11 protein-coding genes are annotated in these 15,426 nt (G+C 61.2%); 3 read left to right on the forward strand and 8 right to left on the reverse strand.

What is annotated here, in order from left to right; all coding sequences use genetic code 11:
• Positions 1-109 precede the first annotated feature (109 nt).
• The 3 genes from ACSQ12_RS21710 to trxA all read left to right on the forward strand — a co-directional run bounded on the left by ACSQ12_RS21710 (position 110) and on the right by trxA (position 3,260).
• Positions 110-1,732, forward strand: a complete 1,623-nt coding sequence (locus ACSQ12_RS21710) for an ABC transporter substrate-binding protein (protein ID WP_436066887.1) — start codon at positions 110-112, stop codon at positions 1,730-1,732.
• Between the two features lie 207 nt (positions 1,733-1,939).
• On the forward strand, positions 1,940-2,896 hold the full coding sequence (gene trxB, locus ACSQ12_RS21715; protein WP_436066888.1) for a thioredoxin-disulfide reductase: 957 nt from the start codon (positions 1,940-1,942) through the stop codon (positions 2,894-2,896).
• Between the two features lie 37 nt (positions 2,897-2,933).
• Entirely contained in the window at positions 2,934-3,260 is a 327-nt protein-coding gene (gene trxA / locus ACSQ12_RS21720; protein ID WP_011693983.1) for a thioredoxin, read from the forward strand.
• A 6,088-nt stretch (positions 3,261-9,348) separates the two neighbouring features.
• On the opposite strand, the gene ACSQ12_RS21725 is transcribed toward trxA, so the two are convergent.
• From ACSQ12_RS21725 to rpmH, 8 genes are all read right to left on the reverse strand, one after another.
• Positions 9,349-10,533, reverse strand: a complete 1,185-nt coding sequence (locus ACSQ12_RS21725) for a ParB/RepB/Spo0J family partition protein (protein ID WP_436066889.1) — start codon at positions 10,531-10,533, stop codon at positions 9,349-9,351.
• 65 nt (positions 10,534-10,598) lie between these two features.
• On the reverse strand, positions 10,599-11,666 hold the full coding sequence (locus ACSQ12_RS21730; protein WP_436066890.1) for a ParA family protein: 1,068 nt from the start codon (positions 11,664-11,666) through the stop codon (positions 10,599-10,601).
• An 87-nt stretch (positions 11,667-11,753) separates the two neighbouring features.
• Positions 11,754-12,404, reverse strand: a complete 651-nt coding sequence (gene rsmG, locus ACSQ12_RS21735) for a 16S rRNA (guanine(527)-N(7))-methyltransferase RsmG (protein WP_209741815.1) — start codon at positions 12,402-12,404, stop codon at positions 11,754-11,756.
• Positions 12,405-12,423: 19 nt separating this feature from the next.
• A complete protein-coding gene (locus tag ACSQ12_RS21740; RefSeq protein WP_043479784.1) occupies positions 12,424-12,990 on the reverse strand; it encodes a protein jag in 567 nt (188 codons plus the stop codon).
• Positions 12,990-13,964, reverse strand: a complete 975-nt coding sequence (yidC, locus tag ACSQ12_RS21745; RefSeq protein ID WP_209741814.1) for a membrane protein insertase YidC — start codon at positions 13,962-13,964, stop codon at positions 12,990-12,992. The genes ACSQ12_RS21740 and yidC overlap by 1 nt, the downstream gene beginning before the upstream one ends.
• A gap of 16 nt (positions 13,965-13,980) precedes the next feature.
• Positions 13,981-14,376, reverse strand: coding sequence for a membrane protein insertion efficiency factor YidD (gene yidD / locus ACSQ12_RS21750; protein ID WP_436066891.1), 396 nt, complete (start codon positions 14,374-14,376; stop codon positions 13,981-13,983).
• Positions 14,369-14,779, reverse strand: coding sequence for a ribonuclease P protein component (gene rnpA, locus ACSQ12_RS21755; RefSeq protein ID WP_436066892.1), 411 nt, complete (start codon positions 14,777-14,779; stop codon positions 14,369-14,371). The genes yidD and rnpA overlap by 8 nt, the downstream gene beginning before the upstream one ends.
• Positions 14,780-14,821: 42 nt before the next feature.
• Positions 14,822-14,959 carry a 50S ribosomal protein L34 gene (rpmH, locus tag ACSQ12_RS21760; protein ID WP_003800212.1) on the reverse strand — a complete coding sequence of 46 codons (138 nt, stop codon included), beginning with the start codon at positions 14,957-14,959 and terminating at the stop codon, positions 14,822-14,824.
• Positions 14,960-15,426: the final 467 nt, after the last annotated feature.

The raw sequence follows: 15,426 nt of genomic DNA on the forward strand, positions 1-15,426 counted from the left end.
TCAGAAGCTAACTAGGGTAGTAGTTACAGACCAGAAATTAACCGGCTAACCGGCGTATCCGCTTTCGCATGATTGAGGCGCGGTTCCCCGGACAGTCTAGGAGGAACCCGTGTCCCACCCGATCGATGTTGGATCAGTGCTCGGCGGCCGCTACAAGGTCACCGCCACCGTATTGACCTCACACGACCATGATCTGGTGCTGGATGGCGTTGACCAGGTCCTCAACCGGCCGGTAAGCATCCTCGTTGCGGGTCCGGACAATGCGGAGCAGGTCGCCCAGAGCGCCCGCGAGGTTGCCACCGGGGAGCGGCCCGGAAATGTGCAGATCCTGGACCTTGGCGTCAGCGATTCCACCACCTACCTGATCACCAACCACACGTCTGCTGCCGACCTCCTGGACCTGGTGGTCGCGTCCAACCCGCCCTACGTTGAGCCCTTTTTTACGGACACCCTCGGCAGTGAAATCTTCGGCCAGGCACGGTCCCGCGAACCGGAAACGTATGACGGCCAGTACGACGAAGAAGCGGTCGAGGCCGGCTACATCAACTACGGCAACAACCAACCGGCCGCCCAGGACCGCAAGCAGTCATCCCCGCCGGTGGTCCCCCCGGTAGTTCCGCCACGTGCCGCGCCGGTGCGGCCGGCATCGGCCCCCTCTGTTGGTTCCTCCGGCCCCGATGCCGGCGGTGCGCGTACCGGCGGTGGGCGTACCGGCGGTGGGCGCGGAACAGGTGCCGGAGTCGCCGGTGCAGCGGGTGCAGCGGCGCTTGCCGCCGGAGCGGCGGCTGCGGCCAAGGAGTCCAAGGATCCTTCCACGGCGCCCCAGGCCACCGCGCCGCAGCGCGCTGTTCCCACCGGAGGCCGTAACACCGAAGCCATCAATACACAGGCTCCGGCTGCGGATTCTCCCAAGGTGTCCCTCTGGGAAAACAGCGACTACGACTACCCGGAGGAGGAGGCACCCTCCACCGGGCCGGCCAGGACGGCCCGGGAGCGCATGGCAGCCACCTTCCCGGCATTCGCCGGCGGCGGCGGCCGCGACGAATCGGACGAATACTACGACGACGAAGAGCCTCCTGAGCGCGAGCCCCGGTCAATGCGGTGGCTGGTGGGTGGCCTGCTGGCCGCTGTCCTCGTGGTGGGCCTGATCTTTGCCGTCTCCAACCTGGGAAGCCTGTTCAAGAGCGAACCCCAAGGCAACCCCGCGCCGGGAACCCCCAGCAGCACCTCCCAGCCGCAGACCTCAGGGGCCCCGACTGCCAGCGAGTCCTCAGCACCGGTGGCAGGTCCGCCGGCTGTCGAGGGCGTCTCCCGCCTGGGCAACTTTGATTTTGCCGCCACCTACGACGGCGACCTTTCAAAGACGTTCGACGGTAACGGGGCAAGCTACTGGTCTGACATGGAGTTCGCCACGGACAACTGGGGCGGCCTTGCTCCTGATGTTTCCCTGGTCGTGAAGCTGAAGAGCCCCTCGAAGGTCTCTTCCATTACTCTCAGCCAGCTGGGCGGCAGCGGCGGCAACATCAGCGTCCTGACGAATGACAGGCCTTCACTGGAAGGTGCCAAGCAGGTGGGAACCAACAGCTTCACCTCACCGGACCTGACCATGCCGCTATCTGAGCCGGTCACGGCACAGTACGTGATCGTGTCCATCAAGAACCTCCCCAAACTGGCTGCACCCAAGACCCGCTTCGGCTACGGTCTCCGCCTCGCCGAAATCAAGGTTCAGTAGCTTCCCTGCAACCTGGCAGGAACGGGCCCGGAGCACCTTGGATGCCCGGTAACACGGTGTCTCCCGGCCTGGCAAGACGGTACCCTGAGTGGTGGCGTCTTGTTGGTCTGCCTCCATGCCCGGAATATTCAGGATCAACAATGGGTTGTGCCATGTGGCCGGCCAGCAACAGCAGGCGCATCGACAAAGGAAGAGGTTCACCGTTCAGTGAGCACCGCAGAAAACACCGCGTCCCAGGTACGTGATGTCATCATCGTCGGCTCCGGCCCTGCAGGCTACACAGCTGCAGTTTATACGGCGCGAGCCAACCTGAAGCCGCTGCTCCTTGCCGGTTCCGTCACTGCCGGCGGGGAACTGATGAACACCACCGACGTGGAAAACTACCCTGGGTTCCCTGAAGGCATCATGGGTCCTGACCTCATGGAGAATTTCGAAAAACAGGCTGCGCGCTTCGGCACGGAGATCCAGTTCGAGGATGTCACTGCTCTGGATCTCGACGGCGACATCAAGACAGTCACCATCGCCACGGGGGAGACCTTCCAGGCCCGCGCCATTATCCTGTCCACCGGATCGGCCTATCGCGAACTCGGCCTTCCGAATGAGAAGCGACTGTCGGGCCACGGCGTTAGCTGGTGTGCAACCTGCGATGGTTTCTTTTTCAAGGACCAGGACATTGCCGTTATCGGCGGTGGAGACTCCGCCATGGAAGAGGCACTGTTCCTCACTAAGTTCGCCAAGTCCGTCACGGTAGTGCACCGCCGGGACTCGCTCAGGGCATCCAAGATCATGGGCGACCGTGCGCAGGCACACGAGAAGATCAAGTTCGTGTGGAACACGGGTGTCGAGGACGTCCTCGGCGGGGACAAGGTCACCGGCCTCAAGTTGAAGAACCTCGTGGATGGCACCGAGTCCGAACTGGCGGTGACCGGAGTCTTCGTCGCCATCGGAAACGATCCCCGCACCGAACTCATCAAGGACGCGCTGGAGCTCACGCCGGAGGGCACCATCGCCGTTGACGGCCGCAGTTCCAGGACAAGCGTCAAGGGTGTATTCGCCGCCGGCGACGTTGTTGACCCCACGTACCGCCAGGCCATCACCGCCTCAGGCTCGGGCTGCGTGGCAGCTATCGACGTCGAGCACTACCTCGCAGACATCCACGCCTAAACAGCGCACCATTGATCCGAAGGGAAACAACAAGGTAATGAGCAACGCAAAAGACGTAACAGACGCAAGTTTCAGCACGGATGTACTCTCGGCCGACAAGCCGGTCATTGTGGACTTCTGGGCTGAGTGGTGCGGTCCCTGCCGCAAGCTGGGCCCCATCCTGGACGAAATCTCCGTCGAGTACAGCGAGAAGGTCAATGTAGTCAAGGTAAACGTTGACGACAACCCGGCGATCGCTGCCGAATACGGCATCACCTCCATTCCCGCCGTCTACCTGTTCCAGGGCGGCGAGGTAAAGAACACCGTCATCGGCGCCAAGCCGAAGCAGTTCTTCGAGAAGGAATTCGCTGACGTCCTGTCCTAGTAGCCGGACAGCTTTGGGCGGATCACGCGCTGCCCGGGTTTCCGGATAGCCATTAGCGGTGGCCGGCACTCATAACGAGTGCGGGTCACCGCTTTCGCGTTCAAGACGCGGCACCAGGACCAGGCACCGGTCACCGGGCACCTCTCTTCCAGGGGGGCCAGCCGAATCTTTGGCGGTGAAGCCGATATAAAACTCATAATGGATGCCTAATTGGAACATTTTCTCCCCAAGCTGTTTCCGTCCTAAGCACTGCTTAGGCCCGAGTAGGGCTAGGCAGATTTGCCTCACACTCCGGCCAGCCAGGACTGCGACAACTGGAGAGAGGGGTATCGGCGGGTCAACGACGGCCTGGATCCAGGGAGTCTCGGATATTGAGTCTGACCGCGGGCTCATAGGTGGAGCAGCGAGAGGGGACTAGTACTGGTGGGGATAAAGGACTGTCCGGAGGGTTGCAGGGCGTAGACATCCAGCAGGGATTCAGCGCAGTGATTGGAGTGGACGTGGTGCTGTTTCACGTGAAACATTGGAAGTCAGATTCCCCTCTTCTAGCTGGCGCTATTCGGTGGAATGCCATTGGCTGCCATCGCTGGATTCAATGCCCCTAAGGAACGCCTTGGAGGTCCGGGGGTAAGCACTCCGACCGTGGGCGGATCATCGATCTCTTGGATCGAACCAAATGTGGGACCGCCAAGCAGTCTCAGGCTCGGACTGTCACTGTTTCACGTGAAACATTTAGGAGAGGCCCCGGCTGCCCGGTCCGAGCCCGCGGCTCACCGTCCATTGCGCAGTCGACTGCCCTCGCGGTCCGAAAGAACCGTCGTGTCTCGGGAGATCCCGTCGCCACAGCTGCTAAAACCGGCCCGTTCCATGCAGTAAGGGCTGAGTGCTATTCAGGTAGGGGTTACACCGCAGCCAAAACAGGCAAGACCGCCATTGGAACCTACCGCGAATACTACTCCGCCAGACCTCAAATCCGGCAGGTCAGCCCAATGGCGCCTGCCGTCCGAAGTGGCGAGTCGAGGGTTATCCCATGGCCAAAGCGATCCGGCCCGCTTTTCAGCCCGACCTCCGACTTGGTTCTTCCGAACATTCGCGCTCCCTGGGCGCAGATTCCAGACACTTGATGAGCGGGCGGCAGATTAGACCGAAAATCGCTGTTCGACCGGAGAAGGCACCCACCGTCCCAATCGCCAACATTGAATCCACGCAACCTTCGTCTGCTAGGTCCCGGATAGAGCCTGCGGCGGCTGATCAACAGTTCCGAACGTTGTGGCGACTACTGGCCTCCTTTTGGCCGAGCACGCCAGAGGTCAACTGCGTTTCACGTGAAACATAGTCGTTCCCTGCACCGCTCATCGACCCGCTGCCGGTGGGGCCAAAGTAGACGGTGCGACCGCGACGTCCCGACACGCATGACACATACGCCAAGGATGCATTTGGCCCCCCTCGAGCCTTCAGGCTTGCATGGCGCCGCTACCTTCGCGGACAGGTGTCCAGCGCCAAGAGAGGCGGCATGCGATCGCGTGGCTGGAGCAGCCTGGCCAAGGCTGATCCAACGGCAGGAACGTGCTACCCGCAATCCGCCCGCCGAAATACCGTCTTGATCACTCCACCCAAACACTGTGGACTTCCGCTTCCGCCGCTTCCTGCTCTGTTACCAACGGCATACGCCCGAAGGGGGATGGACGCCACACGCGCTGAAGCAACCGTTTCGCCACAACCTAAGGTTTAGCGAACCGCCCCTCCGGCGCAACGACCCGAGGAGCCCCGTTCCGCCATGTCCAGGGGGCAGTCATGTTTCACGTGAAACAGTCCAGGCTTCACCGTATTCACGAGACCAGTAGACCAGACGGCAACCCGGAACGAATGATCGGAGAGGTTCCACCACGGAACTGTTCTACCCCTAAAACGAGCAGCCTGGCAAGGGAAGGACGCTGCAAGGCAGTGGCCTCTCCGTGCCCACCCAAGCCCCGCTTGGCTACCTGGTAGCCAACCCTTAGTTGCCCCTGTTGCGTCCTCCGACGCGGATACCCATTGTCGCCAAGAGACGACCTGCCCGCGGGACCAGGAACATATGTCTAACTGCTCCAAGGAAGAGGCCTCCAATGCCCATGATGTAGGCGATATCGCTGGCGGAGGATCGTTCGTTTCGTGACCGATGTACAAAGAAGCGGCCGGCAGCCAAACTCCGCGGCAAGCCCGCCGCAACACAGTTGGTACGGTCTCCACATCAGCTGCCGCCGCCTGTTGCGAGCCCAGCGTCTCGGCTGCGGTTCCCGACGGGGCATTCCCCAGTCGGGGTAGACGTCGGACCGCCGATGTCGATGTCACAACCAACGTCGCTCCTCTCTAACCTCCACGTCGACAACCACCATAAGCGGGCATGCGGACAACGTAAGGTGCCCCTTCAGCACGGCGGCAACGCCGGCGGTCCGAGCCAGTCCGTTGATGGCCCGGGACCCACTACTTCCATAGCGACTGCACGCCCCTGAGCCTGCCCGGCAGTCCTGCAAGGCGGAACCTGGATCGGAACAACCACGCCCGGACGTCCAGTGATGCGCTGTAGATGCGCCCGGATCTGTCCTGGGTGTCCCGGCATCCTTGTGCCTTGGGCACCGGCGCCAATGCGGCCAGGCCGGGTAAGACCACAGTGCCACAGCCCGAGGCTGCCACGGTACGACTGGATACCGCCCCGGCCTCCGGAGGTGTACTTGCGGTGGCACAGGCTCAGGTAGTTCGAACATTGGACATTCGCATCACCTCGCGCGGGCCCGACCATCTTTGACGGGATTGGTACCCGAGCCGTGACTCATCTGAGTGGGAATCCAGAGGATGCCACGGCGGGGAGATTGCGAACGGTCGGACACTCCATGAGGAACCACCGGGCCTGGTACGGCATAAGTAGCCATGCCCCTTGGAAGGCACAGCACGGCGGCTGTTGGGCGCCGACGGATCTGCTTGGATGACTCGCCATACGTTGAAGGGATGGGCAACACCATCATCCTTTTTGGTCCGACGTAATGGCGCAGCGCACTGACTGAACCCAGTAGCGGTGCGGGTCGGCGACAGGCTCGCCAACTCTCGGCCGCCCGTCTGCCGCGTGTACAGCGGGGTTCGCTTCCGTGCCCGGCCCAACCATCCATGTGGCTCTCGCTTCACGGTTTGGGACATGTGTGCCGATGGCTGCGAGGCACAGGGACACCGTAGTTTCGATGCGAAGCGCCGTGACGAACCCGGTGTGTTCTAGTCTCCCTGACCGAGTTTGGAGATCAGTTATCCCCACCGCGCCGCTGTTTCTCCACAGAGGTTATCCACAGTGTTGTCCACAAGCGTCTTCCTTGTCCACGAATCGTGACTTTGCACATAGGGTAGGGCAGGGCCTTGCCCATCCTGTGGTGGCATGTGTCACGTTCTGTGCGAGGTGGGAAGTGTCAGGGCGGCGCCACTATGACGCTTCTTAAACGGTCAACAATTGACCCCTTTTTGGCTGAATTCCTCAGAATTTGGCTCACTGGAGAGGTCCGCATGCGGGACCAGCAATGTTTCACGTGAAACCATGCAGCCGAGGTGTGTGGCAGTCCGCTTCCACCCCGATTCCAACCGGTATGCGCGCACCAGGATGTACCTGAAGTCCAACTGTCAGTCTCGGCTTATCCCCAAAGTTATCCACAGGCGCGTACCATGTTATGCACCTTCTTATCCACCGCCCTGACGTCCGACAAAGGCAGTCGACGCTGGCGGACCCTGGCCCCTCGGCAGGCGTGCGAGATTGTACTTGCGGCGGCATCGCTCCCTGGAAACTGCCAAACCTCAACGTTGAATTATGCGAGTTCGGACAAGCGAGGAACCACTGCGTACGACCGGGGGAGGCCGTGGGCAGTCGGTGGACCAAAAGCCCGGCTCCATCCCCACACCGAGCTGTCCCGCCAGAAGCACGTATTCCCATTCAAAGTATCCGAAGGGAAGAGCCCGGATGCCGGCGGAATCTTGACCATGGGGTACGAAGAAATGGCCACTCAATCGTCGAAAGAATCAATCAGCGAAGCGCGTTCCTGTGCTTACGCCATCGGTCAGATGCCGGAGCGTACCCATGATCGGCATCCTCTTGAGCGGTGAGTTGCTAGGACCCTGCAACGAATGGCCGCTGCCACCTCAGCCCCCTCCGTCCATCACCAAGCTTGGCATCCTATTGTTCACGATCTAACCGGTTCACTGACCACCCCAACGGATGCTCCGGTTTGCCCGATGGTCCCCAAGAATCCCATGGCTGCTGCAACTCCGGCATACGACAAGATGAGCTTTGGACGATGCCCGGGGGAGTCCTAGAACTTGAGCCCTGTGACCGGAAGGCCCCACCGTCGCTCCGAAGATCCACCACGACCTCAGGTCGACCACCACGAAAGCCCTGTGTCAGCCGAAGATCCTTTGCCCAGCTTCAAGGGGCTTCTCTCCGGCAATGGATCCTGATCCGGACTCCGCGCCGATTCCCTCCATGCAGAACGCCCGCCGCCATTCCTTTCCTCACTCGCCACGCAGCTACTTCACTCGTTCCGGGGGAGCGTGCGCTAACCAGGACGCTCCCTCGTGCACCGGTTATGGACGGGAGATTGTGAGCTAATCTGGTTCGCAGATCAGGCGACAGCCGGGGGACCAAGACCTGAACCACCCAGCCCGGCAGGCACCACTCTGGGCGGCACTAAGCAACTTCCATCGGGCACCCGGCTCCGAGCACCGGCAACTGTCAGCTCAAATAAATATGACGACATCGTGCCAGACTGACCGGTCCGGTTTCACGTGAAACATCCTTGGTTCCCGGCGCTGCCGCCGGTCGACTCAACAGAGGCTAGCCTGTGCAGTGACAGTCGGATCACCGCGGACCGGTCAGCAGGCCGGCTACACACTGCACGGTTGAGGCCGAAGATGTTGCCCCACCTTCCTGATGGCTACGAGAGGATGGAACGAAGCGGGCGAGGCGTATCCGTCAAGGCAGGGACGCCGCCGAAGAACGTTCGGCGGCATCAACAAACAGAGAGACGGTGTGCACCGAAACCGCCGAACGCCGGCGAGAAACTGAACGAGCGGGGCAGGGGCCATCACCTCGACCACAATTTTCCCGGCGAGTAGCGCGGCAGAACACGCGGTCCTATCCCCAAAGCCTTGCTTCTGAGCTCAAGGTTTCATGTGAAACAGGGTCACCGCGCCACGGACTGGGCCGCACCGGTGGCTGGGCGTGGACCAGACGCTCCACACCTGAGTGCAGCAACTCTGGCGCATACCTGAAGTCACGACGGACATCGGCGCCAGCACCGCAGATCACCTGCCCCCACGTACGGCAAATTGCGCTCGACTAGAAGGTTCCCTGCCCCCAGCCGACCTGCCACACATAAACGTCGCGATACTAAGACGTCGTAGGCTTGCGGAGCACCATCGCCGCATGCCTGGCCTACGGAATCGGGCTCATCACGCGTATGCATTCGCTTACTGAAGCCCTATACACCTGAACGAGCGGAACATCAGGGCACAGCTGCGCAGCCGCTACAACAACCACTCCGGGACATCGACCCGATTGTCACAGCGTCACCGATTGCGTGTAGGGAAACCCAGTATCGCGTGCGCGGCAGCAACAATACACCGCCAGATCCTCCCACCGGTCTTCGGGCCACGGCTACGTTGCGGCAGAATACCCGATTTGGCAGTCCGAGCGGCAGCGACAGCGGGCCGCCACATCAGCCGCGGACGCCTCCATAAGGCCTAGGGCCCCCAACCGGTGCCAGGTCAGGCTCGTGCCCGCTGCGCCGCCTCCAGGGATCTCCTGGGCGGCCTGAGGCGGCAGCACCTCGGCCGCGGGCTGGGAACCGGACACCACCGAGCGCAGCGCGCCGCCAGGGCGGCAGAGGTCGGTCCTTCGCCTTATGCTGCTTGGATTTGCCCGACTGCCGCCTTCTGGCGACGGAGCGCCGCAACATGGAAACGGCAGTTCCGGATAGATGCAGCGCACCTCGAAGGATTTCACCAACGGGCATTCCTGGTCAGCCGCAAATGAAAGGGCCTGTTTCACGTGAAACAGGCCCCACATTTTGCTGGAAATCTAGTTTTCGGATCCCGGCGTCAGAACTTCCATAATCCGGTTCAAGTCCTCCACGCTGGCAAACTCAATACTGACACGGCCCTTCCTGGCACCAAGGGATATTTTCACGTTGGTATCGAGACGATCCGACAGGGACGATGCGAGATAGTCCAGCCGTTCATGGCGGGCACCGGGCCGAGGGACGTTGTTCTTAGCAGGCGTTGCCGGGCTCTGGTAAAGAGTCACCGCTTCCTCCGTTGCCCGAACCGACATTCCCTCAGCGACGATCTTCTGGGCCAGGCGCTCCATTGCCGCCGCATCCGGAAGGGCAAGCAGGGCACGCGCGTGTCCCGCGGACAAAACGCTCGCAGCTACCCGGCGCTGCACCAACGGCGGCAGCTTGAGCAGGCGCAGCGTGTTCGACACCTGGGGCCGAGAGCGGCCGATGCGGTCGGCAAGTTGTTCATGCGTCGTACCGAAGTCCTCGAGCAGCTGCTGGTATGCGGCCGCCTCTTCAAGGGGGTTCAGCTGGCTGCGGTGCAGGTTTTCGAGTAAAGCATCCCGAAGCAGGTCATCGTCAGTGGTATCCCTGACAATTGCAGGGATAGTTTCCAGCCCCGCGGCCTGCACTGCACGCCAGCGACGCTCACCCATGACGAGTTCAAAGGGTTCGCCACCCTTTTCGGTTGAAGTACGGACGACAACTGGCTGGAGAACGCCTATTTCGCGGACGGAGTGGATGAGCTCCGCCATGTCGTCTTCATCGAAGACGGAACGCGGCTGTTTGCGGTTCGGATGGATATCGCCAACCGGAATCTCCGCGAACCTGACTCCGGGGACTTCCACCAGTTCCGGTCCGGCGTCGGTGACTGTAGCAGCTGCTGTCGAAGCGTCAGGGTTCCCCTCAGACTTTTCGGTAGCCGTCTTCTTGGCGGGGGCTGACTTGGCCGCGGTTTTCCGAACCGGCGCCTTCGCTTCAGGAGAGGGCGCCACGCTGGCGGACTTCCTGGGAGCCGGAGGTCCCGATGTGGTTGCGTCGTCCTCGACGGGAATGACCGGGACTGTTGTAGCCGTCTTCCGGGCCTCCGGAAAAAACAGGTCCACTGGACGCGACGGTGCTGCGCCGTTGCCGGATGCGTTAGCCGGAGCGGAACTTGGAATGAGTGCGCCAAGACCGCGACCGAGGCCGCGTCGCTTATCGCTCATGGATAAATCCCTCCAATGGAAGAGCCCGGCAGATCCGGCTCTGGCTAGTGCAATTGTTGAAAATTCTAACGTTCAGCGATTTCCGCTGCGGCTTCCAGATAGGAGAGTGCACCGCTGGAGGACGGATCGTAGGTCATCACAGTCTGCTGGTAACTCGGCGCCTCGGAAATCCTGACCGACCGCGGCACCACAGCGCCGAGAACCTGTTCCGGGAAGTGCTGACGGACCTCGGCAGCTACCTGCGCGGCGAGGTTCGTACGGCCGTCGTACATGGTGAGGAGGATGGTGGACACAACCAGCTCGGCGTTGAGGTGCTTCTGGATCATTTCGATGTTCTTCAGCAGCTGGCTGAGTCCTTCCAGGGCGTAGTACTCGCACTGGATGGGAATCAGGACCTCGCCGGCGGCACAGAAGGCGTTGACTGTCAGGAGGCCCAGGCTTGGCGGGCAGTCAATGAAGATGTAGTCGAGACGGGCCTCGCCGGCCTTCTGGCGTTCCTTGGCGTAAACGTCAATCGCGCGGCGGAGGCGCTGTTCCCTGGCGACCAGCGAAACGAGTTCAATTTCCGCGCCGGCCAGGTGAATGGTAGCGGGTGCACAGATCAGGTTCGCGATGTCAGGGCACTGGGCCACGACGTCCTTGAGCGGTACGTCGTTGATCAGGACATCGTAGATGCTGTCCACGTCCGCGTGGTGTTCAATGCCAAGGGCGGTAGAGGCGTTGCCCTGGGGGTCAATGTCAATAACCAGCACGTTCAGCCCGGCAGCAGCGAGTGCGGCCGCAATGTTGACTGTGGTGGTTGTCTTACCGACCCCGCCCTTTTGGTTCGATACCGTGAAGATGCGGGTCTTCTCCGGCTTCGGGAGCTGCCGGCCGATCAACCGCTCGCGCCGTTTATTTTCGTGGGCCAATTCACGGGCGATAGGGCTCGAGTCATCAATGGAGTCCATGATGTTACCGCTGACCGATCCTGCAGTTTCACGTGAAACTGCGGTGGACTTGGAACGACTTGCAACCGAATTCAGATGATTCCACGAGTCAGTCGGCGCAATCGAGGGCGCGACCATAGCCCGTGCGGACCCCAGGGACACGAACGGGGGTATCCGTTGTGTGGAGGCTTCGCTACTGGTCACTGTGACACACTCACTCTCATTCGGCTTTTTCTGCCGTTCACTAGCCTAACCGCTTCCCCCAAAAGACCCGCGGCACCGGGCCAGCGGCTAGGCAATCTTTTGCGTCTTATTAACGATGATGCGGACTACAGTGGTGGGTTCCTCGAGAAGGTCCTCTCCGACGACCACCACGGATGTCTGAACGCCGCCGAGCTTGCGGATGGCTTTGGCAGCCTTCTCAATCTCTTCCCCGGCGCTGCGTCCCTTGATGGCCACGACTTCACCCTTGCCCGCGAGCAGGGGGATGGTCAGCCCGGCCAGGTTGGACAGCGCGGACACAGCCCGGGCGGTGACCACATCGGCATTCACCATACCCACGGCCAGTTCAGCCCGGGTTCGCATCACCGTTACGTTGGTCAGACCGAGGTCGTCCACGACCTCCTGCAGCCAGATGACGCGGCGTTCCAGCGGCTCAATCAGCGTCAGTTCAAGGTCGGGGCGCGCAATTGCCAAGCACAGCCCGGGCAATCCGGCGCCGCTCCCAACATCAGCGACGTGGCTTCCCTGGGCAATTTCGCGCTCGATGACGGCGCAATTCAGAACGTGGCGGCTCCAAAGCCGCGGCACCTCGCGGGGTCCGATCAGGCCGCGCTCAGTGCCGGAGGTGGCCAGGTGTTCGACGTAGCGCTTGGCCAGTTCCAGGCGGTCACCAAAGATCGCCTCGGCCGCCTTGAGCTCCGCGGCAGTAATATCAACCATGGTCTGCGTCCCGGCGTCTTCAGTCTGCGGAAACAACGATGTGCCTCCCGGCACCTTCGCCTTCAGATTCGCTAACGAACCCCAGATCAGCCACAGCGTCGTGGACGATCTTCCGCTCGTAGGCGCTCATCGGTTCCAGTGCCACAGCATTACCGGATTCCTTCACGGACGCCACTGCGTCCTCTGCAATCTTCTGCAGATGCCCTGCGCGCTCCTGGCGGTAACCGTTGATGTCCAGTACCAGGCGTGAGCGGTTCTCCGTGGCCGACAGGACCGAAAGGCGGGTCAGCTCCTGCAGGGCTTCCAGCACTTCACCGTCGCGGCCAACAAGGCTTTCGAGCCCCGCTGATTCTTCCTCGGCCACGATGGAAATATAGGTCCGACCGTTCCGGACCTCGATGTCGATGTCACCGTCGATGTCGGCGATGTCCAGCAGTTCCTCGAGGTAGTCGGCTGCGACGTCGCCCTCTTCTTCCAGCCGGCTCGCAGAAGAGCCCTTGCCCGCATCCTGGATCTCATCCTGGGCGTCGTCCTGGTCTTCAATGGCCTCGGCGGAAACGGCGTTTTCGGTGCTATCGACAGACATTACTTCTTCTTCCTGTTCTTACGTTGTGGCTGGATGCGCTGGCCCTTGGCCTCGGCAACCGCGGCAGCAGCGGCAGCTTCAGCCTCGACGTCGGCCTTCTTACCTCCCAGGATGGGCAGGGCCGGAAGCCCCTTGGCGGCACGGCGCTCGGCGAGGGCCTTGGCGGCGGGGGATCCCGGCGTCGGCATGCGGCGGATGACGAAGAACTGCTGCGCCATGGTCCAGAGGTTGGTGGTGGTCCAGTAGATGAGGACACCGATGGGGAAGTTGATGCCACCCACGCCGAAGACGATCGGCAGGATATAGAGCATCATTTTCTGCTGGCGCATGAACGGGCTGGCCATGGCCTCTTCGGACATGTTCTTGGCCATGATCTGCTTCTGCGTGATGAACTGCGAGGCCGTCATGGCGAGGATCATCACGATCGAGAGAATCCATACGGCGGTCTGGTTGCCGGCGCCGCCGTGCAGCAGGGACGCCGAAAGCGTGGCCCCGAAGATGCTGGAATCGTCGAACTGCACCACTTGTTCGTGGCTCATCGCCCCGATACCGGCGCCCTTGGTTCGGGCCGCCGTGATGCCGGAAAGCACCTGGAACAGTGCGAAGAAGAACGGCATCTGGATCAGCATGGGCAGGCAGGCCGAGAAGGGGTTGGTCCCGTGCTTCTTGTACATCGCCATCTGTTCCTGCGCCATGGCCTGGCGGGACAGCTGGTCGGTCTTTCCCTTGTACTTGTCCTGCAGCTTCTTCAGGTCCGGCTGCAGGAGCTGCATGCCGCGCTGGGCCTTGATCTGCTTGACGAACACGGGAATCAGGGCGGCACGGATGACCAGCACCAGCCCGATGATGGACAGCGTCCACGTCCAGCCGTTGGCAGCCGGCAGGCCAATGGCACTCAGGCCTTCATGGAAGCCCACCATGATGACTGACACCAGCCACTTGAACGGAAACATGATTGTTTCAAAGAAGTCCATACGATATCCCTATTCGTTAGGCCGCAGTGCGGCCTTCTCCATCAGACTGCGCAGCCAGGTACTTGTCCGGGTTGTTCAGTACAACAATTGTGGGGGTCTGGTTTTCAGGCCAGTGGCGGTGACCGGCGGGGACATGGTCCACACCGCCGGCGTTCCAAGGGTGGCAGCGCACCAGGCGCCGGGCCGCGAGCCAGCTTCCCTTGACGGCGCCATGCACCGTGATTGCTTCGAGGGCGTATGCCGAGCACGAAGGAAAGAAGCGGCAGACCTGGCCATACAAGGGCGAAATCACCTTGCGGTAGGTCATCAGCAGCAGAATAAGAAAGTTGCGGGGCAGGTTCCAGAGCGTCCTGCCCACCACGACGGCAGCCTGTTTCAAGAAGCGGACGACGGCGGCAATGGAGTTACGCACGCGGTGTCCCTTCCTGTCTTGTTTCCCGTGAAACCGCTGACGCGGCCCGAGGAAGGCGGCCGCCCAGCCGTTTCATGGTCGTTTCCAGAGCGGCGTTGTAGTCTGCCAGCAGTTGATCCCAGCTGGCAGCCGCGGCCGCAGGCAGTGCCCGGACCACAATGGCGAACCCGGTACCGTACTCCTGCAACGACAAAGCACCGGCTTCCCTCAGTCTCCTCTTAACGAGGTTCCTGACAACAGCGTTCCCGACACTCTTGGAAACGATGAATCCGATCCGGCTTGGTTCGTCAGCAGCAATAGCTACCGTATATAACACTACGTTCCGGCGTCCATTGCGGACGCCGGAACGTACAGTTGTTGAAAAATCGGTTGATGTCCTCAGACGGTTCCTGGTGGCTAGCACCGTTAAACTCGCAAAGGGATGGTGACCGACGAGTCAGTGTATTTAGGCCGACAGTTCGGTGCGGCCCTTGCCACGACGGGCTGCCAGGATGGCACGGCCGGCACGGGTACGCATACGAAGGCGGAAGCCGTGCTTCTTGGCTCGACGGCGGTTATTCGGCTGAAAAGTCCGCTTGCTCACGTTAGTTACTCCAGTGGATCAAAGGTGCGCCCACCCGATCAAAAAGGGGAAGAACTGGCCGACGCTAAGTTTTGTATATGCACGCTGCCCTCGGCTCGTAGGACGCAGAACGTCAGAGAGATTCAAATGAGGTCGAAAAGCGGACACAAAGGACTTCACAACGTTAGGTCAAAATGATCCCCCTAGTCAAACCGGACCGGTCTTCACCACCCTTCGGCCGTTGTGGTTAACCTCTGCCCACAGCCTGTGGATGAAGTGGCTCACAGGGCGTGTTTTCGAACCACAACGGTGTAATTATCCACAAGGCTCTACCCAGCTATCTTCTAGGCTTTTGATCCCCTAGAGTGGCTCAGTAGCCGATTATCCACGCTCTGTGCATAACCCTGTGGATTAAGCCGGAACCAGACCCCTGGTTCGGGACTTGTGGCTGCAGGTAATGCAGGCAAGCAAGTTTGAGGAACTGATTG

Source organism: Arthrobacter sp. LjRoot14 (genome assembly GCF_964253905.1).
Classification (GTDB): Bacteria; Actinomycetota; Actinomycetes; order Actinomycetales; family Micrococcaceae; genus Arthrobacter.